This is a genomic window from Polaribacter sp. MED152 (assembly GCF_000152945.2).
Lineage (GTDB): Bacteria > Bacteroidota > Bacteroidia > Flavobacteriales > Flavobacteriaceae > Polaribacter.
Map to the genome: position 1 here is coordinate 691,834 of NC_020830.1, position 25,718 is coordinate 717,551.

20 protein-coding genes are annotated in these 25,718 nt (G+C 30.0%); 9 read left to right on the top strand and 11 right to left on the bottom strand.

Annotated features, from left to right (window positions below; translation table 11 throughout):
• Positions 1 to 5: 5 nt before the first annotated feature.
• The 7 genes from menA to MED152_RS03260 all read right to left on the bottom strand — a co-directional run bounded on the left by menA (position 6) and on the right by MED152_RS03260 (position 7,238).
• Positions 6 to 974 (bottom strand): 1,4-dihydroxy-2-naphthoate octaprenyltransferase, encoded by a 969-nt coding sequence (menA, locus tag MED152_RS03230; RefSeq protein WP_015480423.1) that lies wholly within the window; start codon positions 972 to 974, stop codon positions 6 to 8.
• A complete protein-coding gene (locus tag MED152_RS03235) occupies positions 965 to 2,467 on the bottom strand; it encodes a PH domain-containing protein (RefSeq protein ID WP_015480424.1) in 1,503 nt (500 codons plus the stop codon). The genes menA and MED152_RS03235 overlap by 10 nt, the downstream gene beginning before the upstream one ends.
• Entirely contained in the window at positions 2,460 to 2,972 is a 513-nt protein-coding gene (locus MED152_RS03240; protein WP_015480425.1) for a PH domain-containing protein, read from the bottom strand. Before MED152_RS03240 ends, MED152_RS03235 begins: the two co-directional genes overlap by 8 nt.
• Positions 2,973 to 2,990: 18 nt before the next feature.
• Complete coding sequence (locus tag MED152_RS03245) at positions 2,991 to 3,770, bottom strand: (Fe-S)-binding protein (protein ID WP_015480426.1); 780 nt, start codon at positions 3,768 to 3,770, stop codon at positions 2,991 to 2,993.
• 78 nt (positions 3,771 to 3,848) lie between these two features.
• Positions 3,849 to 5,165: a (Fe-S)-binding protein gene (locus MED152_RS03250; protein ID WP_015480427.1), complete on the bottom strand. Its 1,317-nt coding sequence runs from the start codon at positions 5,163 to 5,165 to the stop codon at positions 3,849 to 3,851.
• A 23-nt stretch (positions 5,166 to 5,188) separates the two neighbouring features.
• Positions 5,189 to 6,157: an MlaD family protein gene (locus MED152_RS03255; RefSeq protein WP_015480428.1), complete on the bottom strand. Its 969-nt coding sequence runs from the start codon at positions 6,155 to 6,157 to the stop codon at positions 5,189 to 5,191.
• Between the two features lie 55 nt (positions 6,158 to 6,212).
• On the bottom strand, positions 6,213 to 7,238 hold the full coding sequence (locus MED152_RS03260; RefSeq protein WP_238559154.1) for an N-acetylmuramoyl-L-alanine amidase: 1,026 nt from the start codon (positions 7,236 to 7,238) through the stop codon (positions 6,213 to 6,215).
• 161 nt (positions 7,239 to 7,399) lie between these two features.
• Between MED152_RS03260 and MED152_RS03265 the strand changes: the two genes are divergently transcribed.
• Both MED152_RS03265 and MED152_RS03270 read left to right on the top strand, forming a co-directional pair.
• Positions 7,400 to 10,090 (top strand): putative LPS assembly protein LptD, encoded by a 2,691-nt coding sequence (locus MED152_RS03265; RefSeq protein ID WP_015480430.1) that lies wholly within the window; start codon positions 7,400 to 7,402, stop codon positions 10,088 to 10,090.
• Between the two features lie 30 nt (positions 10,091 to 10,120).
• Positions 10,121 to 10,501 carry a Rid family detoxifying hydrolase gene (locus MED152_RS03270; protein WP_015480431.1) on the top strand — a complete coding sequence of 127 codons (381 nt, stop codon included), beginning with the start codon at positions 10,121 to 10,123 and terminating at the stop codon, positions 10,499 to 10,501.
• Positions 10,502 to 10,580: 79 nt separating this feature from the next.
• Here MED152_RS03270 and gap read toward each other — a convergent pair whose 3' ends face one another.
• The 3 genes from gap to MED152_RS03285 form a co-directional block, all read right to left on the bottom strand.
• Positions 10,581 to 11,576 carry a type I glyceraldehyde-3-phosphate dehydrogenase gene (gene gap / locus MED152_RS03275; protein WP_015480432.1) on the bottom strand — a complete coding sequence of 332 codons (996 nt, stop codon included), beginning with the start codon at positions 11,574 to 11,576 and terminating at the stop codon, positions 10,581 to 10,583.
• A 21-nt stretch (positions 11,577 to 11,597) separates the two neighbouring features.
• Positions 11,598 to 12,581: a 6-phosphofructokinase gene (pfkA, locus tag MED152_RS03280; protein WP_015480433.1), complete on the bottom strand. Its 984-nt coding sequence runs from the start codon at positions 12,579 to 12,581 to the stop codon at positions 11,598 to 11,600.
• Positions 12,582 to 12,721: 140 nt separating this feature from the next.
• Entirely contained in the window at positions 12,722 to 17,101 is a 4,380-nt protein-coding gene (locus tag MED152_RS03285) for a translocation/assembly module TamB (protein WP_238559155.1), read from the bottom strand.
• A gap of 238 nt (positions 17,102 to 17,339) precedes the next feature.
• Here MED152_RS03285 and tsaD point away from each other — a divergent pair, with 238 nt between their 5' ends.
• Both tsaD and MED152_RS03295 read left to right on the top strand, forming a co-directional pair.
• Positions 17,340 to 18,365, top strand: a complete 1,026-nt coding sequence (gene tsaD / locus MED152_RS03290; RefSeq protein WP_015480435.1) for a tRNA (adenosine(37)-N6)-threonylcarbamoyltransferase complex transferase subunit TsaD — start codon at positions 17,340 to 17,342, stop codon at positions 18,363 to 18,365.
• Positions 18,366 to 18,369: 4 nt separating this feature from the next.
• Positions 18,370 to 20,223 carry an LTA synthase family protein gene (locus MED152_RS03295; protein ID WP_015480436.1) on the top strand — a complete coding sequence of 618 codons (1,854 nt, stop codon included), beginning with the start codon at positions 18,370 to 18,372 and terminating at the stop codon, positions 20,221 to 20,223.
• On the opposite strand, the gene MED152_RS03300 is transcribed toward MED152_RS03295, so the two are convergent.
• Positions 20,224 to 20,631, bottom strand: coding sequence for a DUF2721 domain-containing protein (locus MED152_RS03300; protein ID WP_041383352.1), 408 nt, complete (start codon positions 20,629 to 20,631; stop codon positions 20,224 to 20,226).
• Positions 20,632 to 20,729: 98 nt separating this feature from the next.
• Between MED152_RS03300 and MED152_RS03305 the strand changes: the two genes are divergently transcribed.
• The 5 genes from MED152_RS03305 to MED152_RS03325 all read left to right on the top strand — a co-directional run bounded on the left by MED152_RS03305 (position 20,730) and on the right by MED152_RS03325 (position 25,710).
• Complete coding sequence (locus MED152_RS03305) at positions 20,730 to 21,491, top strand: DUF1206 domain-containing protein (RefSeq protein WP_015480438.1); 762 nt, start codon at positions 20,730 to 20,732, stop codon at positions 21,489 to 21,491.
• A gap of 80 nt (positions 21,492 to 21,571) precedes the next feature.
• On the top strand, positions 21,572 to 22,180 hold the full coding sequence (locus MED152_RS03310; protein WP_015480439.1) for a M15 family metallopeptidase: 609 nt from the start codon (positions 21,572 to 21,574) through the stop codon (positions 22,178 to 22,180).
• Between the two features lie 78 nt (positions 22,181 to 22,258).
• Positions 22,259 to 22,930 (top strand): hypothetical protein, encoded by a 672-nt coding sequence (locus MED152_RS03315; protein WP_041383354.1) that lies wholly within the window; start codon positions 22,259 to 22,261, stop codon positions 22,928 to 22,930.
• Positions 22,931 to 23,061: 131 nt separating this feature from the next.
• Positions 23,062 to 24,051, top strand: a complete 990-nt coding sequence (pdhA, locus tag MED152_RS03320) for a pyruvate dehydrogenase (acetyl-transferring) E1 component subunit alpha (protein WP_015480441.1) — start codon at positions 23,062 to 23,064, stop codon at positions 24,049 to 24,051.
• 3 nt (positions 24,052 to 24,054) lie between these two features.
• Entirely contained in the window at positions 24,055 to 25,710 is a 1,656-nt protein-coding gene (locus tag MED152_RS03325) for a pyruvate dehydrogenase complex dihydrolipoamide acetyltransferase (RefSeq protein WP_015480442.1), read from the top strand.
• Positions 25,711 to 25,718: the final 8 nt, after the last annotated feature.

Genomic DNA, 25,718 nt, shown 5'->3' on the forward strand with positions numbered 1-25,718 from the left:
TCAATTTAAAAAATAAAGTTTGTAATCCCGAAAATTAAAGCAAATAAGAAAGTACTTAGTGCAACTTTTTTTAATTCGCCATCTAATTCTGCTGGAATTGTATTTTTAGAAACAGTTATAATATTTAAAATTAACGGGATAAATGCTACTAAATATATCAACTGGTAATAGCTTTCAAAATTAAGATAAGTGTAGCTTAAAGCAGCAATTAAGGCTCCTAAAATTAATGAATAATGATAAATTTTTGCATTTGCAATTCCTAATTTAACTACCAACGTGTTTTTATTATTGATTTTATCTTCATCTCTATCTCTTAAATTATTAAGATTTAGAACTGCTGTGCTTAACGAACCAATAGAAATTGCCGGCAAAAATATTTCGAAATTAATGGCTTTTGTAAATAGGAAATAACTACCAACTACACTTAACAAACCAAAAAATAGAAATACAAAAATATCTCCAAAACCAGAATAGCCATAGGCTGAATTACCTACAGTATATTTAATAGCTGCTACAATAGAGGCTATTCCCAACACAAAAAAGAGAATAGAATAAAGAAAATTTTCTTTTCCGAAAGAAAAATAAATCAATAGCAATGCAATAATTAAAGTGATAATTGTAGTTATAACCATAGCATTTTTCATTTGTTTAGGAGTAATTGCACCACTTGAAACCATTCTTGCTTCGCCTGTTCTATTTTTATCTGAACCTTTAATACCATCTCCATAATCATTGGCAAAATTAGACAAGACTTGAAAACCAATTGTGGTTAAAATTGCCAAAATAAATATTGTAATAGACGTTTCTACATCAATATGATTTACTTGAAAAGTTGTACCTAAATCATCGCTAATATTTTTCGAATCTGAGTTTTTGAATTGCGAAACTCCTAAAAGTGAGCCCACTATAATACCAGAAACTGATAATGGTAAAGTTCTTAAACGTGCTGCTTTTATAAAACTTTTTACATCCATGGAGCATTGCTTGTTTCTACTTTATACAAAGTATGATTATAAATTTTAACGGCTTCATTATAGGCAATACAAGGTATTTCAATCTTACCAGAAGCTGTTTGTAAAACTAAATCTGCAACATTACTTCTTTTTTGAAAGATAGACTGTTTCATTTTAATGTTTTGAACTTTAAAAATATCTAAATACACCAAATGTGTTTCTAACAACCCCTTACCCACAATTAACATTTCATCAGAAATCTGATAAAACCTTTTCTTTATTTTCTTTAAAATTAAGAACACTACTAAAGGAGCAACCAATAATAAAGAATAAAAAACCTCAATATGAGAAATGAGATAATAGGTTACTGAATACAAAATCAAAAAGAATAAACTTGTCCAAAAAAATATTCTTTTTTTGTAATAAGAGTCAGGATTCTTTTTGATATTATTCTCAACATTAAGCGTTTTAAAAATTGATGTTTTAACAATTTCTATCTGATCTTTTTTACACCCAACCAAACGAATTAACTTTTCTTTCTTTGCATTATTTACCTTACCACTAACAGCTTGTTTAAAAGTGATAAATGATATACCAATAAGTCTCTTTAAAGGATTTGTAGAAATAGTTACATTTTGAATTTTTTGCTTCTTTAAAACAATTGATTTCTTGGTTAGCAATCCTTGATTTATCTCGAAAGCATCATCTTTTAAATATGCTCTAAGATTAAAATGGATTAAAAACACCTTTACAAAAGAACTAATTAAAGCGATTAGCGTTAGTAAAATTACCAATATTGTAACTAATACTACGCTTGCAGATAAATTGCTAGTACTTTCAGAAATGTAACCATCTAAAGCCTCAGCTTTACCAAAACTTTCTGAAATTTGTTGAATTTGGTTAAAAAATCCGATAACAATAGCAAAAAATAGAAATAAGTTCTGAAGGTGATTTTCAGTTAAACTAACCTTTATTAGAGAAAAAAAACCAATTTTCATAATTGGTTCTATTTCATTTTCCTCTACAACTTCAATATCGAATTCTTTAGCTTTAGAAATAACCGCCTTTAATGCTTCAGCTTTTTCTAAGGATAATGCTTTTATTGCAATTTCTGTGTCTTTAGAACCTGCTGTTTCTATACTTACCTCAAACACACCTATAATTTGCTGAACTATATTTTGTTTGAAATTAATGTTCTGAATCCTATGAAATGGAATTTCTACTAATGTCTTTTTTAGAATTCCTTTTTTTAAAATAAAATGCTGATTTTCTATTTTAAACTGAAAATTAATATAAATAAAATAAGCTCTCAGTAATAAAAGTGATAGCAGTAATCCTATCCCTAAATAAATATAAATAACGCCATAAGAGGAAAACTTAGAGAAATCTTTAAAAATTATAAATAGAAATATCCAAAATAATTTGATAACTCTATAAATCTCTGCAAAATAAATAATGAATATTCCTTTCGGAGATTGCTTAGAAAATTCAGAAAATGTATACGAATTATTCATTAATTTTTGAGCTAATGAATTCTTTGATTTCTAGGGCTTCCTGCTTTTTAATTCCTTTAATTACTAAATCATCACTAGAATCTCCAGCTGTGTATACACTTAAAGAAGCAAGGTTAAACAATCTTGATATTGGTTTTTCATCGGTTTCTACATGCTGAATTCTTGAAAATGGCACTGTTGTAGTTTTTAAAACTAACAATCCAGACTTGTAAGAAATATCCTTTTCTCTTAAAGCATATTTTTTCTTCGGAAATGCTAAAAGCGTGTATAACAAGCAAAGTGCAAAGAAAGAAGTAAAACCAAAATAAATATAGGTGCTATAATTTAAAAAATCTTCTGAAAAAGCGTATTGATGCAAAGCTATTAAACCCAAAAACAGTATTATAAAAACTAAAAAAAGATTGATTAAAATTACTTTTAAATAATCTTTATCAATCTTTTTAAAATGTATTTTAGTAATGTCTGGTAATTCTGTAACGAGTTCGTTTTTAAAATTTTCTGACATTTTTAATAAAACCTTATTTTACAAATTATTTGCTTCTGCAATTAGTTCTGCGATATCTTTAACAACAACTTCAGCCTCTTTTTCTTTAAATTTAATACCATCTGTCATCATAGTATTACAATATGGGCAACCAGTTGCAATAATGCTAGGGTTTGTTTCTAAAGCATCTTCTGTTCTTAACACATTTACTTCTTTATCTCCTGGCTCTGCATCTTTAAACATTTGTGCACCACCTGCTCCACAACATAAAGCTGTAGATTTATGACGCTTCATTTCTGTTAAGTTTACACCTAATCTCTTAATTAAATCACGAGGAGATTCATAAACTTCATTAGCTCTACCTAAATAGCAAGGATCATGAAAAGTAACTCTTTTACCTTTTAGAGTGGCATCATCTATTTTTAAACGGCCTTCTTTTATTAAATTTTGAATGAACTGTGTATGATGATAAACCTCATACTTACCTCCTAAAGAAGGATATTCATTTTTTATAGTATTGAATGAATGTGGGTCACAGGTAACAATCTTTTTAATTTCATAGCCATTTAAAACCTCAATGTTCATCATTGCCTGCATTTGAAACAAGAATTCATTTCCTGCTCTTTTAGCTGCATCTCCTGTAGATGTTTCTTCTGTTCCTAAAACAGCAAAATCTACATTAGCTTGATGTAAAATTTTTACAAATGCTCTACTAATTTTTTTAGCTCTGTCATCGTAACTACCTGCAGCACCAACCCAAAACAACACTTCTGGTTGCTTGCCTTGAGCCATCATATCTGCCATTGTTGGTACATTCATATCTTTCGTTTTTAGTGTTAAATTTTAAATACTTAGTTATTCAAACTAATAATTAACTACTTAAATTTAAAAATTATCTTATTCTTCGTTTGCCCAGTTTAATCTATCTTGTTGATTATATTGCCAAGGAGCACCATTGTTTTCAACATTGGTCATCATCATATTTAATTCTTGAGGTGCAGCACTTTGCTCCATAACTAAATATCTTCTCATATCCATAATGATAGAAAGTGGATCTATGTTTACAGGACATTCTTCTACACATGCATTACAACTTGTACAAGCCCATAATTCTTCTGGAGTGATGTAGTCATTTAATAATTGCTTACCATCATCTTTAAATTCACCTTTGTTTTCATCAATATTTCTACCAACTTCTTCTAAACGATCTCTAGTATCCATCATTATTTTACGAGGAGAAAGCTTTTTACCTGTTAAATTTGCAGGACATGCAGATGTACATCTACCACATTCAGTACAGGTATATGCGTTTAATAATTGTACCCAGCTTAAATCTGCAACATCACTAGCTCCAAATTTTTCTGGTACAGTTTCCTCTGCTCCTTCTTCTGGCATAGCATAAGGATCTGCATCAGGATCCATCATTAATTTTACCTCATTAGTAACCGCTTCTAAATTATTGAATTGACCTTTTGGTTTTAAATTCGCAAAATATGTATTTGGAAAAGCCAAAAGGATGTGTAAATGTTTAGAGTAATATAAATAGTTTAAGAATACTAGAATACCTAAAATGTGAATCCACCAAGCAGTTCTCTCGATTAAATGAACGGTCTCTGCAGAAAAACCATCAAATAATGGTGCCACAAATTGACTGATAGGATTTCCTATTCCTGCCTGCTGAAATGCTGTATCTGTAGCATTCATAACAATAAAAAGCGTCATTAAAACCATTTCAAAGTACAAAATATAGTTACCATCTTTCTTAGGCCAACCTTTCATTTCTCTACTTAAAAATCGCTTGATGTTTGAAATATTTCTCCTTGTCCAGAAAATGATTACGGCTACAAAAACAAGTGCTGCTAAAATTTCGAAAGTTCCAATTAAGAAGGCATAGAAACTATCGCCAATAATTCCTTGAAAAATTCTATGTGTTCCAAAAATACCATCTATAACGATTTCGAGAACTTCTATATTTATGATGATAAATCCGACGTAGACAATAATATGTAAAAATCCTGAAAGTGGTCTTTTAACCATTTTAGATTGCCCTAAAGCAATCATAGCCATGTTTTTCCATCTTTCAGATTTATTATCAAACCTGTCTACATCTTTACCTAGTTTAATATTTCTTGATATTTTTCTGATGTTCATCACAAAAAAACCAATACCTGCAATTAAGGCTATTATAAAAAGTAAATTTGGTAAATATTGCATTATGTAAAAATTAAATTAGTGTTTTAGTCTTTTATAAATAGTAAACTATCTGGAGCTGTTGGTTCATATTCTTGTGGCTTTTTACCAAATAAAGAAAAATGAACATATCTTTTTGGGTTTATTTTTAAATCTCTTAGTAACTGCTCTAACTCCTTTGTTGCAGCCTCTACATTTCTGTATAACTCATCATCATTAATTAACCTACCAATAGAACCATCTGTAGAATTAATTTTCTTAGATAATTCATTAAAATTATCTACTGCATTTTCTGCCTTTTGAATAATACTATTAAAATTAACAGTGGTTAAACTGTCTGCCAATTTGTTTAAGTTTCCAGTAATATTCTTTGTATTCTCAAGAGTTTCTTTTAAATTATCTTGATTATCAACAACCAACGAATTTACAGTTTTAATAGTTTGTCTTAACTCGTAAATAGTTGCTGCTAAATTAGATACAGAAGAGTTTATACCATTTATGGTTTTATCATTTAAAATTTTATTTACACCACTAAATAAAGTATCTGCTCTTACAATTACTTTTTCTATTTTAGTTTGTAAAGGGTCTAGTCTTTCACCGATAGATGTAAAAAGACTTTCTTCCATTTCTCCTTTTAACATATCTCCAGAAACAGCCATTTCACCTTCATAATTAGGTACAATTGCTAAATTTGATGGAGATAATGGATTTGGTGAGTATATTTTTACAACGCTATTTTTAGAAAACTGAAAATCATTTTCTACAGCAAAAGTCACAATTAACTGACCTCTTTTTTCTTCTGTAGTATTAAATGCTATGTCTTTAACTTGGCCAACTTTTAAACCATTTAAAGTTACAGAACTAGCTCTGTTTAAACCTCCAATTTTAGTATATTCTACTTGGAATTCACGAGCTTTACCATCTAGTAAATCATGACCTTTTAAAAAGTTAAAGCCCCAAACAAATGAAACAATAACGATAATTAAAATAATACCAATTTTTAATTCTTTAGACATAGATAGAAATTTACTAACAATATTACTACTATTTTTTATTTGCTACTAAGCAAATTTAAGGCATTTTATTCACTTCTTCTACAGATACTTTTGTACCATTTTTAAAAGCTACAAGAAATGCTGTTTTATAACCTTTCTGTCTAGCCACTTTTAATGATTTTTTAGCCTCTTTGTATGAGGGAGTTACACCATAATAATACTTATAAAAGGCACCAACTTTAATTCTTTGAATATTTTTTAAACCCTTAAAATTATATGATTTTGTGGGTATTTTATTTTTACCTGAAGCAATTTGAACCTTAAATTCAACAAAATCTTTTTGCTCAGCTACTATGCCATTATCTACAACCGTATTTATTTTTAGATTAGTTACATAGTTTTCGATTGCTTGAGCCACAGATTTTGCCATTTTTTGTTGACCTTGTTTTGAATTTAAAAATCTGCCTTCTTTTTTGTTCGTTAAAAAACCAAGCTCAACTAAAACACTTGGCATCACAGTTTCTCTTAATACTTGAAAGTTATCTTGTTTTACTTTACGATCGAGCCTGTTTAATTGCCTTGTAAAATTATTTTGAATAAGACTTGCAATCTCTAAGCTTTTGTCTAAATTCTCTTCTTGTAATAATGAGAAACCTACTACAGATTCTACTGAATTCGCATCAAAGCCCTTATATCTTTGCTCGTAATTTTCTTCTAATAAAACAGCCGCATTTTCTCTTTTGGCAATTTCTAAATTCTTTTTATTACCTCTAAGTCCTAAAACAAAGGTTCCTGCTCCATGAGCTGCTGGCCTTGGTAAGTAAGAATCACAGTGAATAGACACAAAAAGATCTGCATCTGCTTTATTTGCAATATCACCTCTCTTCCATAAATCTATAAAAACATCTTTTTTTCTGGTAAAAATTACTTTGATATCTTTATTTTTCTTCAACTCATCACCTACCAATAAAGCCACCTTTAGTGCTATATTCTTTTCATAATATCCATTTCCTCTATTTCCAGGATCTTTTCCTCCATGACCAGCATCTAAAACAATAGTATACTTTTTTTGTGCATTTGTAGTTATAGGTAAGAATATCATAAAACAAAAGGCTATAAAAAATAGCTTTTGAAGAATGGTATTAAATTTGTGGATTTCTAGAAAATTCATCAATAAAATTTAACTAATTTTGGCATCTTTAATTTTGTGTTTCAAATATTGAGCCATACTTTTACTCATATACAAAAATAGTATTTATAGCATTGCAATCAAATCTATCATACCTACTTTTATTTTGTTGCTTCTTTTTTATAAAGTTAAGTTTTTCTCAAGATATTCCTACTAAAAAGAAAATCGAAATTCCTTCTGTTAAGAAAGATACCCTGATTGCTAAAAAAAGAGATTCATTAGGCATTATTAAAAGAGATTCTTTGTTGGCTAAAAAAACAGATACCATAAACTCTGATTCTATAAAGCCAAAGGAAAGCATAGACGATATCATTACACATATTGCTAAAGATTACACCATTCAAGATGCGAAAAATAAAACTGTAACTCTTTATAACGAAGCCAATATTACTTATACTGATATTGATCTAAAGGCGGGTATTATTATTATTGACTATAAAAACAATACGCTGTTTGCCAAAGGTATTGTAGATAGTACAGGCTATACACAAAGACCAAATTTTAAACAAGGTAATCAAGAATCTGAACAAGATTCTCTTCTATATAACTTTAAAAGTAAACGAGCTTTAATTTATGGTCTAAAAACGCAACAAGGTGAAATGTTTACTTATGGTGAAAAAACCAAAAGAGTAAATGATTCTACTATTTATGTTAGAAAAATTAGATTTACAACTTCAGATAAAGAAAATCCTGATTATTATATTACAACCAATAAAGCAAAATTAGTACCTGGTAAAAAGATTATTGTTGGTACAAGTAATTTGGTTTTAGCTGATGTACCTACTCCATTATTTTTGCCCTTTGCATATTTTCCTATGAGCGAAAAAAGTGTTTCTGGTTTTTTAATTCCTGCTTTTGATACTGGAAGTAGCTCTAGAGGAATTGGTTTTCAGAATGGTGGGTATTATTTTGCTATTAACGATTATGTAGATTTAACGTTGTTAGGTGATGCTTATTCTAATGGAAGTTGGGGAGTAAGAATGTCTTCTAACTACAACAAAAGATATAAGTTTAACGGAACTTTTAGTTTTAACTTTGAAAATAACATCAATGGTATTAGAGGTTTTGATGATTTTTCAAGAGCAAATAACTTTAATGTTAGATGGTCTCATAATCAAGATTCTAAAGCGAGTCCGAATTCGAGATTTACAGCTTCTGTAAATTTAGGTAGTAGTCGGTTTTTTAGAGAATCTTTAAATCAATTTAATGTTTCTCAATCTCAAAACAACACCTTTAATTCGTCTATAAATTATAGTAAAAACTTTGTTGGCACACCATTTAATATGGCAGTTACAGCTTCGCATCAACAAAATACAAATACAGAAAGTATTATAATGACTTTGCCTTCCTTAACGCTAAATATGAATAGGATTTATCCTTTCGCAGGAAAAAATGGCGTTAAGAAAAACCCAATTCAAAAATTAGGTTTTAACTACAACATGCAAGGTCAGTACTTGATAAACACTACAGATGATGAGTTTTTTACAAGTAAAATGTTTGAAACTGCAAGAGCTGGTGTACAACACAAAACAAGTACAAATACCAACATAAAAGCTTTCAGGTACTTTACACTTTCACCAAGCGCAAACTATGAAGAGACTTGGCATTTCGATTATGTTCAAAAAACATACGATCAAACAAATAACGAAGTAGTTACAGATACTTTACGTGGATTTAAATCTTATAGAGAATATAATTTAGGTGTTAGTTTATCAACAAATATTTATGGTGATTTTTCTTTTTCTAAAGGAAGACTTAAAGCAATAAGACATACGTTTAGACCAACCATCTCTTACACTTACAGACCAGATTTTCAAGACAAATACTTGCAGCAAGTACAACAAAGTGCAGATCCTTTAGATGTAATTGATTATACTGTTTTTGATAATGGTATTTATGGAAGACCTTCAGGAGGATTAAGCAATTCAATTGGTATTTCTTTAAACAACGTTTTAGAAGCAAAAGTAGCTCCCAAAGATCCTGATAGCGATGAAGAGGATGAAAAAATAATGATTTTAAACAATCTTAATTTTAATACTGCCTACAATATTGCTGCAGATAGTTTACATTGGTCTAATGTAACATTTAGTGCTGGTACTCGTTTGTTTAAAGACAAACTAGCAGTAAATTTTAATGGAAGTTTAGACCCTTATCAAGTAAATGAAAATGGGGTTAGAATTGATAAATTTAATCCTGGTATTTTTAGATTATCTAATGCTAATTTAACCGCAAACTATTCAATTTCTAGCAAAGACTTTGAAAAGGATTCAAAAAATAAAAGTGCAAACCAAGAAAGCAGAAATGGAAATGGTGCAAACAACCCTCCAGATACCATGGGTGCAGATATTGATCCTACCAACAGGTTTGGTAGACAAGATGCCAATGATGTTGGGGGTGGAACAAAAGAGACAGAACTTTACAACTCTAAAATTCCATGGACTTTGAACTTAGTGTATGCAGCTACATACAGAAACAATGGTGTAGATCCTGGAGAAATTGGCGTACATACTTTAGGCTTTAGTGGTAATATTGAGTTGTCTCCAAAATGGAAAGTGGGTTATTCTTCTGGTTATGATGTTAAAAATGGTGCTTTTTCGTTCTCTAGATTTAATTTTACTAGAGATTTAGACAGTTGGCAATTTAATTTTAATTGGGTGCCTTTTGGATCTAATTCTTCATACACCTTTTTTATTGGTGTAAAATCTTCTACACTTGCTGATTTAAAATGGGATAAAAACAAACCACCAGACAGATTATTATTCTAATAATAATTGCATAAAAAAAATCAAAATCAAATGAAAAAAATAATATCAACTACAAAAGCTCCTGCTCCTATTGGACCTTATAATCAAGCAGTTTTAAGCGGAAATACTTTGTACACTTCTGGTCAAATTGCTATTGATGCAGAAACTGGTGAATTAGTCTTAGATTCAATAGAAGCTGAAACTAAAAAGGTGATGGAAAATATGAAAGCAGTTTTAGAAGCTGCAGAAATGACATTTGAGAATGTTGTAAAATCATCAATTTTTATTTCTGACATGAATAACTTTAGTGAAATAAATAAGGTTTATGCTCAATATTTTGATGAAGAAACTGCACCTGCAAGAGAAACAGTTGAAGTAGCAAATTTACCCAAATTCGTTAATGTAGAAATTAGTATGATTGCTATTAAGTGATTTTAAAAACGACCTTTTTAAACATAAAAAAACCTGATAGAATATTCTATCAGGTTTTTTAGTATTATGTTTTCTATAATTATAGAGAAGCAGAATATTCTACTAAGTCTACTAATTTAGTTGAATAACCAATTTCATTATCATACCAAGAAACAACTTTTACAAAGTTATCATTTAAGGCAATACCTGCATTTGCATCAAATACAGAAGTACGAGTTTCACCAACAAAATCTTGAGAAACTACTAACTCTTCAGTATATCCTAAAACTCCTTCCATTTCATTTTCTGAAGCTGATTTCATAGCTGCTTTTACTTCTTCGTAAGTAGCACCTTTTTCTAATTTTACAGTTAAATCTACTACAGAAACATCCATAGTTGGTACTCTAAATGCCATACCAGTTAACTTACCATTTAATTCAGGAATTACTTTACCTACTGCTTTTGCAGCTCCTGTAGAAGAAGGAATAATATTGTGAATTGCTGCTCTACCACCTCTCCAATCTTTTACAGATGGTCCATCAACAGTATTTTGAGTTGCAGTTGCTGCATGTACAGTTGTCATTAAACCTTCCGCAATTCCAAATTTATCATTTAATACTTTTGCAATTGGTGCTAAACAGTTTGTAGTACAAGATGCGTTAGAAAAGATTGTATCTGAAGCTTGTAATTTTGTATGGTTTACACCCATTACAAACATTGGTGCATCACCTGAAGGTGCAGAAATTGCTACTTTTTTAGCTCCACCTTGAATGTGTAAATTTGCTTGTTCTAAACTTTTGAAAATACCAGTACATTCTAAAACATACTCAGCTCCAACTTCATTCCATTTTAAATCAGCAGGGTTTCTTTCTGCAGAAATTCTAATTTCGTTTCCGTTAACAACTAATTTACCATCTTTAACCTCTACAGTTCCATCAAATGCTCCATGCACTGAATCGTATTTTAACATATAAGCTAAATAATCTACTTCTAATAAATCATTAATTGCTACAACTTGTACGTTATCTCTTTTTACTGCAGATCTAAATGCTAATCTACCTATTCTTCCAAATCCGTTAATTCCTATTTTTATCATTTTGTTAATTCTTTTATTATGTTATGTAGACATAATGTCTGACACTCTTATTAATTCTTTATTTATTTTTGATTGACCTTTAATTGCTTTGTCTAATGGAGTTACTGCCATTTTTTCGTTTAACAGACCCACCATTAAATTAGATTGACCTTCCAATAAACTTTCTACAGCTTTAACACCCATTCTACTTGCAAGAACTCTATCAAAACAAGAAGGTGAACCACCTCTTTGCATGTGACCTAAAACTGATACTCGAACTTCATATTCAGGTAGATTTTCTTCTACATAATCTTTAAGTTCAAATACGTTTTTACCAATCTTATCTCCTTCTGCAACAACTACAATACTAGAAGATTTACCAGATTCTTTACTTCGTTTTAAAGATTCTAATAAACGATCTAAACCAAGATCTTCTTCTGGTATTAAAATTTCTTCAGCACCTGCACCTACTCCTGCATTTAATGCAATATGACCAACATCTCTACCCATTACCTCTACAAAGAATAATCTATTGTGAGAAGAAGCTGTATCTCTAATTTTATCAATTACATCTACAACTGTATTTAATGTAGTATCATATCCTAAAGTATGGCTAGTTCCTGTAATATCATTATCAATAGTACCTGGAATACCCATTACTGGAAAATTAAATTCTTGATTAAAAATTAGTGCCCCTGTAAAAGTACCATCTCCACCAATTACAACAAGTGCATCTATGTCAGCAGCTGTTAAAGCATCGTAAGCTTTTTGTCTACCTTCTTTAGTTCTAAACTCGTTAGATCTGGCCGACTTTAAAAAAGTACCTCCTTTATTAATTATGCCTTTTACGCTTCTTGCATCTAAAGAAATAAAATCTCCTTCAATCATACCTTGGTAACCTCTATAAATACCTGCACATTCAATTTTATAAAATGCACAAGTTCTTACCACTGAACGAATTGCAGCGTTCATACCTGGAGAATCGCCTCCAGAAGTCATTACTCCTATTTTCTTTATTTTACTCATATTTCAATGTAAAATTAATTCTTTTAAATGATTTATAATAATAAAGTTACGAAAACGATTGAGCCTAAATAGCCCATTTTTATTATAAAAATGTTAATTATTTAGGGCTAAAATTATGATTAAAAAATTGGGGAAAAGTACTAATTCCCTTCGAAGTTAATTAGATTATTTTTAGGCACAAGAAGCGTATCTTTCTTAATTTCTGGCTTCTTTTTTTCTTTCTTTTTCTTTAAACCTATTTTTGATAAAAGTTCTGAAAGCGTATTAAAGTTTACTTGATAAGACAAACCAACTCCTTGTGTATAACCTTCTTCTTGTTGTGAGTATTGAATTTCGTTCTGCCTGTTAAAAATAACGCCTCTAAAATTACCTTCTTCGTTTAGCAAAACCTCTACTTTTACCTCACCAACTACACTAGATTGTGTCTGTGCACCAACAGGTACACCTACTTTACCATTAATAATTACTCTATCACTTACTTGTGTACTTACAGAAACATCAACTTGATTGTCTATATTTAAACGATCTATACTATTACCTTGATCTCCTTGCTGATAATCTACACCTAACTGAAATTTACTATCAGGACTATTTAGAATACTGGAAAATGCTGTAGCAATTGCACTTGAAGCTGTACCTGTTAAGGTGTTATTTACATCGAAACTTACTTTTTCTGGATTTCTAAAAGTACCAAAGGCCAAAAGTGAAATAAACTGAGTTGTTTTTTCATTAATGTTATTATCATTTAAAACAAACTCTAACTCGCTTGCGATTGTTGGATCTACATTAGTTAATTGAATGTCTAATTCTTGCTTAGAATTAAATAAATCTCCAGTAATTCTAGTCACTAAATCTATTTCTTCTTTTCTGTTAGAATTAAAATTCTGTAGTAAAACTGCAGGGTTTGCTTTGGCTTTGTAGATTGCTGTTACAACTAAATCTGCTTCATAAGGGTTACCATTCCAAGAAACTGTACCCCCTTTTTGAATGATAAATGGTTTGTTGATAATTCCTCCATACTTAAAATCATATACTCCACTATCTATGGTATAATCTCCAAACATATCAAACCTACCTCTAGTATTAATTACTATTTCTAAATTACCAGAACCTCTACCAGTTAATTGACTACCATTTACTTCATCAATTACTACTTGTGCTTCTGCATCTTTGGTAACATCTAAATTTATGTTTAAAGACAGCCCTTTTATAGCTTCTTGTGCTAGTTTTCTTTGACGTTCTTCAGTGTCCATTTTATCTGTCTTAAAATGAATTAATTGATAACTATCTACAGTTTCTATGTCTTTTAACGGAACTACGAATTTTGTATTTGGGTTGGTTTCTGCATTAACAGTAATGTCTAATTGATCTGTTAAACCTGTAATACTTGCTGAGCCATCTATAAAGGCTGTTCCATAATAAAGTGCTTCTTCTGTATTCTGGGTATCTAAAACCAATAAATTATCTGTAACAATTTCTAAATCTAAAAACCACTGTTCAAAATTTTGATGAGTTATGTTCCCTAATAAAACACCTTCTGTTTTGTATTTAGAATCTAATAGTTTAATGTTTTCGAAAATAAATGATTGTTCTGATAAAGTTATGGTTGATAAACCATCAAAATCTAAGTCTACATTTAAATACGGAAATTTTAAACCTGCATCATGCAAACGCAAAGTACCTTCCATATCCGGATTTCTTAAAAATCCTCTTAAATAAAAATCCCCTGAAACCAAACCTCTCATGGAAGAAATTACATCTGCGCCTAAAGGACTAAATGCCTTTAAATTATAATCTTCTAAAAATACTTGCAAATCAATTAAAGGCCTTTGGTTAGAAAAATCTAAATTACCTGTAGCTGCAATGCTTTTTACTTTATCATTATTTATAGATAAATCAACTTTGTATTTATCGTAAGCATTATCACCAACAACATTCAAGGCCAATTCACCTTGTTTAAAATCATTTACCTCAAAATCTTTAATAACTAAAGTAGCTTCTGGAGTATATATATTATTTGCTTGAACAAAATCAATATTACCTGTAACCTTACCTTTTAAAGCCAAACTATCTATTTCTGGTAAGAAGCTTTGCAGCTTAACCTTGGTTAAATCTGCTAATAAAGTTTTTTCAGTGTCTCCTAAAATACTACCAGTAAATTCAACTTTTTGTTCGCCTGAAACCAACTTGAACTGACTAAAATTAAACTCATTATTCTTTAAATCGAACACAATTTTATCTGTATTTAATTCATCAGGATTTATATTCCAAATGGTATTTTTAAATTCAAACGTAGATTTCTCAAAACCTAATACAGATTTTTGGTTTTCATTAATTGTATAGAAAAAATCCAAGTTAAAATTTTCTTTGTTTTGCGGACCTCCATCAAATTCTGATTTAAAAAATAAAGTGTCATTTTGTGTTCTGTTCAGTAAATTTAATTTAGAAACATTATAATATTTTGTATTTACTTCTGATGCTGTTAAGTGTGAATTATATAGCGGGTTTTGATTGTCTGTTCTTAGTAAAACATCCTTTAATTCATTACCATAAACATCTATTTTCGGCGATGAAAATGTGAGTCTTAATTGGTTTTTATTCGATTGAATTTTACCTCTTATTTTAGTATTATCATCTATAGAAATTTCTGGGTAAAACACAGACACTATTTGATTATAAATGGTAAAGTTAAAATCTAAATATTGGTTTGGAGCTACAGGATAAGGCTCGTAATTGGTATAAATACTACCTAAAGCATTTTGTGCCACATTTGGAACTTCAGAAAAAGTAAACTTACCTGAAATATATCCATTTGCAATATCTTCTGATGTTACTTGAATCTTTTTAATACTATCTTTTACAGAAGACGAAATATTGAATTCCTTAAAGCTAAATTCTTCTTTTTCATTAGTATAAAACACATCTGTAAACGTGGCATTACCAATAATATCATCTAATGTGTTACCTTCTACATCTAAAGAAATAAGACCTTTTAATTGAGCTGTGCTATCTCTTGTAAAAAGATTGGTTTCTTTTAAATCTAAATATTTAATTTCTGATAAAAAATCAAACTTATTCACTGCTGATGATAAATCCGCCAAACCTTTAAAATCCATTTTAAAGTTGGTATCGTCTATAGACAAATCACCATCAAATTTATTATTTTGGTATTGACCATTTGCTAAAATTGAAGTGTATACATAGTCTTTAAACTCAAATTCTGAAATTTCTCCTATAAACCTTGTGTCTATATTTTCTAGTTGAAAACCACTACCATCTACATCACCTTTTAAAGAAATAATTCCAAACAATGGATCATTAAAAAATACACCAATATCAAATTTTTGCAGTTCTACATCTCCATCATAAACCGCAAAATCAATATCATCTATGTTTGTAATTTGTAAATCTGTAATTGCATCTCCTATATCCGATTTTACATCTATAGTTGCCTGCATTTGCTCTGGCGTAACTTTTAGCCTACCACTTACCGTAAATTTACCTAATTTGCTAAACTCTGAAGGAACGTTTTTACCTAAGACATTTGGTAGAATTCGTTTTAACTCGTTATAAGTTGCTGTAAGATTGTTTAAATCTCCCTCAAAAATAAAGCCTCGTTCTACATCTACAGCATTTACAAAAGATAAATCTCCAATTACATACAAGCCTTTCTTGTTACTGAGATTTAAATTTTTGAGTTCGAAATTGTTTAACTTTCCATCAAAAACACCCTTAAAATCTAAGATATCATTACTACTTAGTTCGTTGTAGAATTTCTTTACATCTTGAATTGCTATTTTACTATCGGTAAAATTTGCATCAATTTGAACCTTGTTTACAAAATCTGCTAAATCTTCTCTTTCATAAGTAAATAGAATATCGCCTTTTATATCTGTTTTTTTAGTTTGAAGTGTGGTATTTAAAAACTCCATTTGAGTTTTAGTGTACGTAAAATCTGTAGTTAAATTAGATACTTCTAAATTGTTCATATCAACAAAATACAAGCCTCTTATATCAGAAGAAAAATCTGGACCAATAATAGATAGGTTTTGCAAATTACCACCAGCATTAGTGACTGAATAATTTAGAGAATCTTTTTTGTTAGCATCAATAATTTTAAAATCTAGATTATCTACATAAACATTTTCTGATTTTAAAATAAAAGGATTTAATGAATCTTTCTCTGAACCATCATCAAACGAATCTATGAAAATAGCCATATTATCATCTTCTTCGCCTTTATACGTTTTCATGTAATAATAGGCATCCTCTAAATAAATGGGTCCTAGTAAAACCTCTTTGTTTAAAACCTTATTTGCATTAAGAATAGAAGTACTTAATTTATCAACAAAAATAAGGGTATCTTGATGATGGTCTCTAATTTTAACTCCTCTAAATCGTACACTTCCTAAAAGTGAAAAGTCTACTTTTTCGATGGTTAAATCTGTACCAAAATCATCATTAATTCTTTTCGTAAAATAATTACCAAATTTTGTTTGAACAGCAGAAATTGATAGCAAAACACTTAACAACAGCAAAAGGAGCACAAAGTACCCTAGAAATTTTAGAATTTTTTTGCCGAAATTTTTAATAACAATCAATTTTTTAAAAGTAACTAACCCCCTAAGTATAATACATATTTTAGCTACTTATTACAAAGAACGTGCAAATTTAACAAAGAATTAAATTTCTATTCCTAAAAAATAAAGCACTCATAAAAATATACTTAATTTTGCAATTGCTTAACATTAATTTAAAATGGATAAACCTACCTATATTCTTGCAATTGAATCTTCTTGTGATGACACAAGTGCTGCTGTAATGTGCAATGCTAAAGTTTTAAGCAATGTAGTTGCCAATCAAGAAGTGCATTCTAAATATGGTGGAGTTGTGCCAGAATTGGCTTCTAGAGCACATCAACAAAACATTGTACCTGTTGTACAACAGGCTTTAACCCAAGCTAGCATTACCAAAAATGATTTAGCTGCAATAGCTTTTACCAAAGGTCCAGGTTTAATGGGTTCTTTGTTGGTCGGAACATCTTTTGCTAAGTCTATGGCTTTAGGTCTAAACATTCCCTTATTAGATGTAAACCATATGCAAGCTCATATCTTAGCTCATTTTATTGATGAAGAAGGCACTAAGCAACCTAGTTTTCCTTTTATATGTTTAACTATTAGTGGAGGGCATACTCAAATTGTAAAGGTTTCTAATTATTTCGAAATGGAGATTTTAGGAGAAACCATAGACGATGCTGTTGGTGAAGCTTTTGATAAATCAGCGAAACTTTTAGGTTTACCTTATCCTGGAGGGCCTTTAATTGATAAATATGCACAATTAGGAAACCCGAAAGCGTATTCTTTTACCAAACCAAAAGTTGGTGATTTAGACTTTAGTTTTAGTGGTTTAAAAACTGGAATTTTATATTTTATTCAAAAACAACAGCGAATAAACCCAAATTTTGTTGAAGAAAACTTAAATGATATTTGTGCATCCATTCAGTTTACCATTGTAGAGATTTTGATGGATAAATTAAAGAATGCTGTTAAACATACAGGCATAAAACAAATTGCAATAGCTGGTGGAGTATCTGCTAATTCAGAAATTAGAAAACGTTTAATGCTAGCAGAAAAACATTTTGGATGGTCTACCTATATTCCGAAATTTGAATATACTACAGATAATGCAGCAATGATTGGTATAACTGGGTATTTAAAGTTTATAAATAACATCCATGCAGACATCAACGTTACTGCAAAAGCAAGATTAAAAGTAACCGATTAATACTATGAAAACACTAGTAAATAGAGCTACTTTTAATTTAAAATACTTCTTCTTCTGGATTGCTTATTTTGTTTTTGCTAGGCTGATTTTCTTAATGTATTATTTTGATAAAACGCAAGAATTATCCTTTTTAACAATATCTAAAACAGTTGTATATGGTTTAAGACTAGATGCTTCTTTTTCGGCATACATTTCTCTGTTACCATTTCTTTTGATTGTTTTATCAATTTTTATATCGAACAAACCTATTTTAAAAATTATAAAAGTATATACCTATTTTGTAATTGTTTGCTGTACGCTTTTATTATTTATTGATGCTGGTTTGTATAAAGCTTGGGGAATTCGTTTAGATGCAACCTTGTTGGATTACTTAAATACGCCAGAATTAATGGTTTCTTCTGCATCTACAAGTCAATTAGTTTTTGGTGGCATATTTTGGTTGATCACCTCCTTTTTATTTATTAAATTTTACAAAAAACTTCATCAAAATTTCTTAAGCTCAATAACTATAGGTCATTTTTCTGAGGTTTTAATTTCTTTATTTTTAGTCGCATTTTTAATTTTACCTATAAGAGGTGGTTTACAAACAATTCCTATCAATCAAAGTAATGTTTATTTTTCGAAAAACATGTTTGCCAATCATGCTGCTTTAAATTATATGTGGAATTTTACCAATACAATTAGTCATAAAGCAGATTTTGATAATCCGTATCAATTTTTTGAACCAAATATTGCTAATAATATTATTCAAAAAACTAAAAACAAACTACTTAACTCTAATTACGATAGTATTCTAGCCACTAAAAAACCGAATGTAATTCTTATCATTTGGGAGAGTTTATCTGCAAAAATAGTTGGTAGTTTAGGAGGAGAAAAAGGTGTTACTCCAAATTTAAACAGACTTTCTAAAGAAGGAGTTTTATTTACTAATTTCTATTCAAATGGAGATAGAACAGATAAAGGTATACCTGCTATTTTAAGTGGTTACTATCCTCAACCTGTTAGAAAAATAATGAAGTTACCTAGCAAAACTAGAAGCTTACCAATGTTGCCTTTTGAAATGAATAAATTGGGTTATGAAACCTCTTTCTATTATGGTGGAGATTTAAATTTTGGCAATATGAATACATATTTGCTAAATGCAGGAATTACCAATTTTGTTGATGGTAGCTATTTTGATAGTAAAGATTGGAATTCTAAATGGGGTGCTTATGATGATATATTTATGAAAAAATTCGCTGATGATTTAGCAAATCAGCCAAAAGAACCATTTTTTAAAATAGCGTTAACACTTTCTAGCCATGAACCTTATGAAATAAAAGGTGAATATAAATTTGGTAAAAAAGGTACAGACAATTTGTATAGAAGCGCTCATTTTTACACAGATAAAGTAATTGGAGATTTTATTGAATTTGCAAAAAAACAAGATTGGTATCAAAACACGGTAATTGTAATTATGTCAGATCATGGTCATAGTTCTCCAAAGCATGAAGGTGAATTTTTTGCGCCAATTAAATTTCAAATTCCAATGTTGTGGTTGGGTGGAGCTGTAAACAAAAACATGAAAGAGGTTGATGCAATATCAAGTCAAGTTGATTTTTCTTACACCCTATTAGATTTGCTAGGTGGAGATAACAGTAAATTTGTTTTTGGTAAAAATTTATTTAATACTTCTGATAATCAATATGCCTATTATTCTTACAACAAAGGTTTTGGTGTAGTATCTAAAAAAGGAAAGTACCTTTTTGATTATATTAAAAATGAAAGTATCTCTGCTTCTGGCACTTATCAACATTTAGACTCATTAGGCAAAGCAATTACTCAAAATGCTTATGATGATTATTTGAACAGAAAATAATTACTTCTTTTTTAAATACTCTTCAATATCAGCTATATGATGTTGCAAAGCCTGCGTAGATATTTGAATTTCTCTAATTAAAAATATAAGCGAAAGCAATAATAAAACCAAACCTAAACCAAATGCATAAGCTGCAATTGTAAATAGATTAATGTAAATTAAGAACATGGTTAATACACAAAATAACAGACTTGTAATACCAAATATTTGCATCCATCTTGTTAAGTTCAACCTTAGTTTTAAATTCTGAATTTGTCTCAATAAAGAATCGTCTTTTTCTTTTAAATATTTGTCGTGCAAATTTCGAATTACTGCAGCATAGGCTAAAAATCGATTGGTGTAGGCCAACATAATTAATGAAATTGCAGAAAACAATAAAGCTGGTGTTGTTAGAGATAGTTCTTCCATAGTTTCAAATGTAGATATTTTTACGAAATGCATTCATAATTAATTTGATTGTATTAAAAATGACTTTGAATTACATATAAATTTGTAAAAAACGAACTATGGAGACTATTAGAAAAATCGGAATTATAACTAAAGGAATCATCTATTCTTTAGTTGGGATATTAACTTTTTTAGCTGCCATAAAATATGGTGGTCAAGTATCAGGCAAAAATAAAGTCATCAACTTTTTAGAACAACAAACTTTTGGAAAAACCTTGGTATTAATAATTGCCTCAGGTTTGCTTTTGTATGCTCTTTGGAGATTTTATTCAGCTTTTTTAGATGGTAAAAACGAAGGTTCAGATAAAAAAGGAATTGTAAAAAGAATTGGCTATTTCATTAGCGGAGGTATTTATACATTGTTATCAATATCAATTTTTACTAAATCTTTAGGCTCTTCAAACAGTGGTAAAACTGATGCAGCACAAATGCTGATTGATAATCAAGCAGGTATAATTTTATTATATATTATTGGAGTTATATTATTCTTTGTTGGTGTATATCAATTTTATAAAGGATATACTTTAAAGTTCTTAAAGGATATTGAGAATTCAGGAAGTATAGAATCTAAAACAATTTTAAAAAAATCGGGTAAATATGGTCACATTGCAAGAGGAATATCATTCTTAATATTTGGATTCTTTGTTATTGTTGCTGCTTATGAAAAAAATGCTGGAGCTATTAAAGGTTTAGAGGGCATGTTTAATTATTTACAAACATATCAATGGGGAAATATTTTAATGGGCTTAATGGCTATTGGATTTTTAGCTTATGGGACTTATCAATATTTCTTAGCAAGATATAGCTCTTTGTATTCATAGGAAACTATTACATTTGTTGTATGATTAAAAAATATTGTTTTCTCTTTATACTATTTACAAGCAGCCTTTTTAGTCAAGAAATGGCAAAAGGATTTGTTTATCTTTCAGATATAGCACCAACTATTCAAATGGAATTGCGCTATAACTCAAAAAATAACTTTATTGGCACACCTATAGATGGTTATAAAAACAATTGTGTAATTCTTACCAAACAAACAGCTTTTGCTTTAGAAAGAGTGCAATCAGAATTGATTAAAAAAGGTTTAAGCCTCAAAATTTTTGATGCGTATAGACCACAAAAAGCAGTAGATCATTTTGTGAAATGGGCTAAGGTTTTGAATGATACTTTAATGAAGAAAGAATATTATCCTAATGTACCAAAATCAGAATTATTTCAGATAGGCTATATAGCTTCAAAATCTGGACATACAAGAGGAAGTACAGTAGATTTAACAATTATAGATCTTAAAACAGGAAAAGAATTAGACATGGGTAGTCCTTATGATTTTTTTGGAGTACAATCTCATCCTTTCTACAATGATATATCTAAAGAACAGAAAGAAAACAGAATGCTTCTACGTAGAGTGATGATGGCTCAAAAATTTATTCCCTATAAAAATGAATGGTGGCATTTTACATTAAGCAATGAACCCTTTAGAAATCAATATTTTAATTTTAATATTGAATAGAAATTTTAACAATTCGAAAACAGCTTACGTTTAATCTCGGCATTATATTTGCTTTTAATGATTTGTAAGAACATCTATATGAAAATCAAATTTCACATCACAATAAGTTGTCTATTGCTATTTATAAGTTTAAATAGTTACAGTCAATTAGATACCAATAAAGGCACCAAAGAAAAAGGTAAAACTAAAGCTGTAGTATTAAATAATGCTAAAGTTGTAAAAAAACCAAATTCAATAGAATTAAAGGGTACTACTGGTTTTGAAAAAGCCTATAATGCAGAAAAAGAGAAATTAAGAAAACAAAATAAACAAAAGAATTTAGACAATAAAGGTATATTAACGCAGGCAAAATTAAATGAACAACGTTTTTTAAAATCGTTCAAAAAAATAAATGGCCAATACATTATACCAAAAATAGATCAAGATTTAGGTAGTTTTAGAACAGATTCTAAAAGTGTAAACATTATTTGTAGAGATTATCAATATCCAGATGGAGATCGAGTAACTATTTACATTAATGATATTCCTGTAGTTTACAATATAACCTTAAGAGAAAGTTATCAAAAATTCAACATTCCTTTAGATGTTGGTATCAACAAAATAGTAATCGAAGCATTAAATCAAGGTACTTCTGGCCCTAATACAGCTGCCTTTAAAGTTTTTAATGATTCTGGCGCCTTAATTTCATCTAATGAATGGAACTTAGCAACAGGTGCTAAAGCTACACTTCTTATAGCCAAAGATAAATAATGGCAATCTAGCTAAATCGATTTCGCTAAAATTAAATAATCAAGTTTTTTTATTCTTTATAAATGCGTTATTTTTGTATTAACTGTTATACAATGACGTATTGTATTATAACTTAATCAACGATTTAAAGAATGAAAAAAATCACCAAAGAAACGTATTTAGATTGGTACAAAAACATGCTTTTCTGGCGTAAATTTGAAGACAAATTAGCTTCTGTTTATATTCAGCAAAAAGTAAGAGGCTTTTTACATTTATATAATGGTCAAGAAGCAATCTTAGCAGGTGCTTTACATGCAATGGATTTATCTAAGGATAAAATGATTACTGCATATAGAAATCACGTACAACCAATTGGTATGGGTGAAGATCCTAAAAAAGTAATGGCAGAATTATATGGTAAAGCTACAGGTACCTCTAAAGGTATGGGGGGTTCAATGCATATTTTCTCTAAAGAATTTGGTTTTTATGGGGGACATGGAATTGTTGGTGGTCAAATACCTTTAGGAGCAGGTATTGCTTTTGCTGATAAGTACAAAGGTAGTGATGGTGTTACCTTAACTTGTTTTGGTGATGGTGCTGCAAGACAAGGTTCTTTACATGAAGCATTTAACTTGGCAATGCTATGGAAATTACCAGTAATCTTTATTTGTGAAAACAATGGGTATGCAATGGGTACTTCTGTAGAAAGAACAGCAAACCACACAGATATTTGGAAATTAGGTTTAGGTTACGAAATGCCTTGTGGACCTGTAGATGCCATGAATCCTATAAAAGTAGCTGAAGCTATTGATGAGGCATTACAAAGAGCAAGAAGAGGTGATGGACCAACATTCTTAGAAATGAAAACGTATAGATATAGAGGTCACTCAATGTCTGATGCTCAACACTACAGAACAAAAGATGAAGTGGAAGAGTACAAAAAAATAGATCCTATTACTCAAGTAAAAGATGTAATTTTTGAAAAAGGGTATGCAACGGAAGATGAAATATCTGCAATTGATAAAGAAGTAAAAGCTATGGTTAAAGAATGTGAGAAATTCGCAGACGAATCTCCATATCCTGAAACTCAACAATTGTATGATATGGTTTATGAACAAGAAGATTATCCTTTTATAAGTTAAGATATGGCTACAGTTATAAATATGCCGCGTTTAAGTGACACAATGGAAGAAGGTGTTGTTGCACAGTGGTTGGTAAAAGTTGGTGATAAAGTAGAGGAAGGTGATATTCTTGCTGAAATTGAAACGGATAAAGCTACAATGGAGTTTGAATCTTTTCATGAAGGAACTTTATTACATATTGGTATTCAAGAAGGAGAAACATCTCCAGTAGATAAATTATTAGCCATTATTGGTGAAGAAGGTGAAGATATTTCTGGCCTTTTAAGTGGTGAAGCAAGTTCAGAAGAATCTGATTCATCTGCTAATGAAGCAAATAATGAAGAACCTAAAGAATCTGAAGCTAAAGCTGAAGAAATATCTGAAGGTGCTGATATACCAGAAGGAGTTAATGTAATTTCTATGCCACGTTTAAGTGATACCATGACTGATGGTACAGTTGCAACTTGGTTAAAGAAAGTTGGTGATAAAGTTGAAGAAGGTGATATTTTAGCTGAAATAGAAACAGACAAAGCAACAATGGAGTTTGAGTGTTTCTATGAAGGAACAATCTTACATATTGGTGTTCAAGAAGGTGAAACAGCTCCTGTAGATAGTTTATTAACGATTATTGGACCTGAAGGAACAGATGTTTCTGCTATCGTCAAAAATGGTGGAGCAACAACTTCTTCGTCTTCAGAAACAAAATCAGAAGAGACTCCTAAAAAGGAAGATTCTTCTAAAACCGAATCAAAAACTGAAAATACGCAACCTGAAGCAAATACTACTACAAATTCAAATGGTGGTAGAATATTAGCTTCTCCTTTAGCCAAAAAGATTGCTTCTGATAAAGGAATCGATTTATCTAAAGTTTCTGGTTCTGGAGAAAATGGAAGAATTATTAAAAAGGATGTAGAAAACTACACTCCAGCTGCAAATACAAATACTGCAGCTCCTGCAACAAGTAATGCTACAGCTCCAGTTGTTTCAATTGCTGGTGAAGAAAGATCTGAAGAGGTTAAAAACTCTCAAATGCGCAAGGCAATTGCAAAATCTTTAGGTAACTCTAAATTTTCTGCACCAGATTTCAGTTTAAATATTGAAGTTGATATGGAAAATGCAATGGCATCAAGAAAAACAATCAACGACATTCCAGATACTAAAGTATCTTTTAATGATATGGTTGTTAAAGCTTGTGCAATGGCTTTAAAGAAGCATCCACAAGTAAATACTTCATGGTCTGATAACAATACTATTTATCACTCTCATATTCATGTAGGTGTTGCAGTAGCTGTAGACGATGGTTTATTAGTACCTGTTATTAAGCACACAGATCAATTAAGTTTAACTCAAATTGGTGCAGGTGTTCGTGATTTAGCTGGTAAAGCTAGAAACAAAAAAATTGCTCCAGCAGAAATGCAAGGAAGTACATTTACTGTTTCTAACTTAGGTATGTTTGGAATTGATAACTTTACATCAATAATTAACCAACCAAACTCAGCAATTTTATCTGTAGGTACAATAGTTGAGAAGCCAGTGGTGAAAAACGGACAAGTAGTAGTTGGTAATACTATGAAATTGACATTAACTTGCGACCATAGAACTGTTGATGGTGCTGTTGGTGCACAATTTTTACAAACGTTAAAAACATTTATTGAAAACCCAGTTACAATGTTAGCTTAGTTTCTTTA

What these genes read in the sequence shown, in the direction of transcription:
- menA (WP_015480423.1), bottom strand. Translation starts at nt 974, where the DNA reads ATGGATGTAAAAAGTTTTATAAAAGCAGCACGTTTAAGAACTTTACCA.
- MED152_RS03235 (WP_015480424.1), bottom strand. Translation starts at nt 2,467, where the DNA reads ATGAATAATTCGTATACATTTTCTGAATTTTCTAAGCAATCTCCGAAA.
- MED152_RS03240 (WP_015480425.1), bottom strand. Translation starts at nt 2,972, where the DNA reads ATGTCAGAAAATTTTAAAAACGAACTCGTTACAGAATTACCAGACATT.
- MED152_RS03245 (WP_015480426.1), bottom strand. Translation starts at nt 3,770, where the DNA reads ATGAATGTACCAACAATGGCAGATATGATGGCTCAAGGCAAGCAACCA.
- MED152_RS03250 (WP_015480427.1), bottom strand. Translation starts at nt 5,165, where the DNA reads ATGCAATATTTACCAAATTTACTTTTTATAATAGCCTTAATTGCAGGT.
- MED152_RS03255 (WP_015480428.1), bottom strand. Translation starts at nt 6,157, where the DNA reads ATGTCTAAAGAATTAAAAATTGGTATTATTTTAATTATCGTTATTGTT.
- MED152_RS03260 (WP_238559154.1), bottom strand. Translation starts at nt 7,238, where the DNA reads ATGATATTCTTACCTATAACTACAAATGCACAAAAAAAGTATACTATT.
- MED152_RS03270 (WP_015480431.1), top strand. Translation starts at nt 10,121, where the DNA reads ATGAAAAAAATAATATCAACTACAAAAGCTCCTGCTCCTATTGGACCT.
- gap (WP_015480432.1), bottom strand. Translation starts at nt 11,576, where the DNA reads ATGATAAAAATAGGAATTAACGGATTTGGAAGAATAGGTAGATTAGCA.
- pfkA (WP_015480433.1), bottom strand. Translation starts at nt 12,581, where the DNA reads ATGAGTAAAATAAAGAAAATAGGAGTAATGACTTCTGGAGGCGATTCT.
- tsaD (WP_015480435.1), top strand. Translation starts at nt 17,340, where the DNA reads ATGGATAAACCTACCTATATTCTTGCAATTGAATCTTCTTGTGATGAC.
- MED152_RS03295 (WP_015480436.1), top strand. Translation starts at nt 18,370, where the DNA reads ATGAAAACACTAGTAAATAGAGCTACTTTTAATTTAAAATACTTCTTC.
- MED152_RS03300 (WP_041383352.1), bottom strand. Translation starts at nt 20,631, where the DNA reads ATGGAAGAACTATCTCTAACAACACCAGCTTTATTGTTTTCTGCAATT.
- MED152_RS03305 (WP_015480438.1), top strand. Translation starts at nt 20,730, where the DNA reads ATGGAGACTATTAGAAAAATCGGAATTATAACTAAAGGAATCATCTAT.
- MED152_RS03310 (WP_015480439.1), top strand. Translation starts at nt 21,572, where the DNA reads ATGGCAAAAGGATTTGTTTATCTTTCAGATATAGCACCAACTATTCAA.
- MED152_RS03315 (WP_041383354.1), top strand. Translation starts at nt 22,259, where the DNA reads ATGAAAATCAAATTTCACATCACAATAAGTTGTCTATTGCTATTTATA.
- pdhA (WP_015480441.1), top strand. Translation starts at nt 23,062, where the DNA reads ATGAAAAAAATCACCAAAGAAACGTATTTAGATTGGTACAAAAACATG.
- MED152_RS03325 (WP_015480442.1), top strand. Translation starts at nt 24,055, where the DNA reads ATGGCTACAGTTATAAATATGCCGCGTTTAAGTGACACAATGGAAGAA.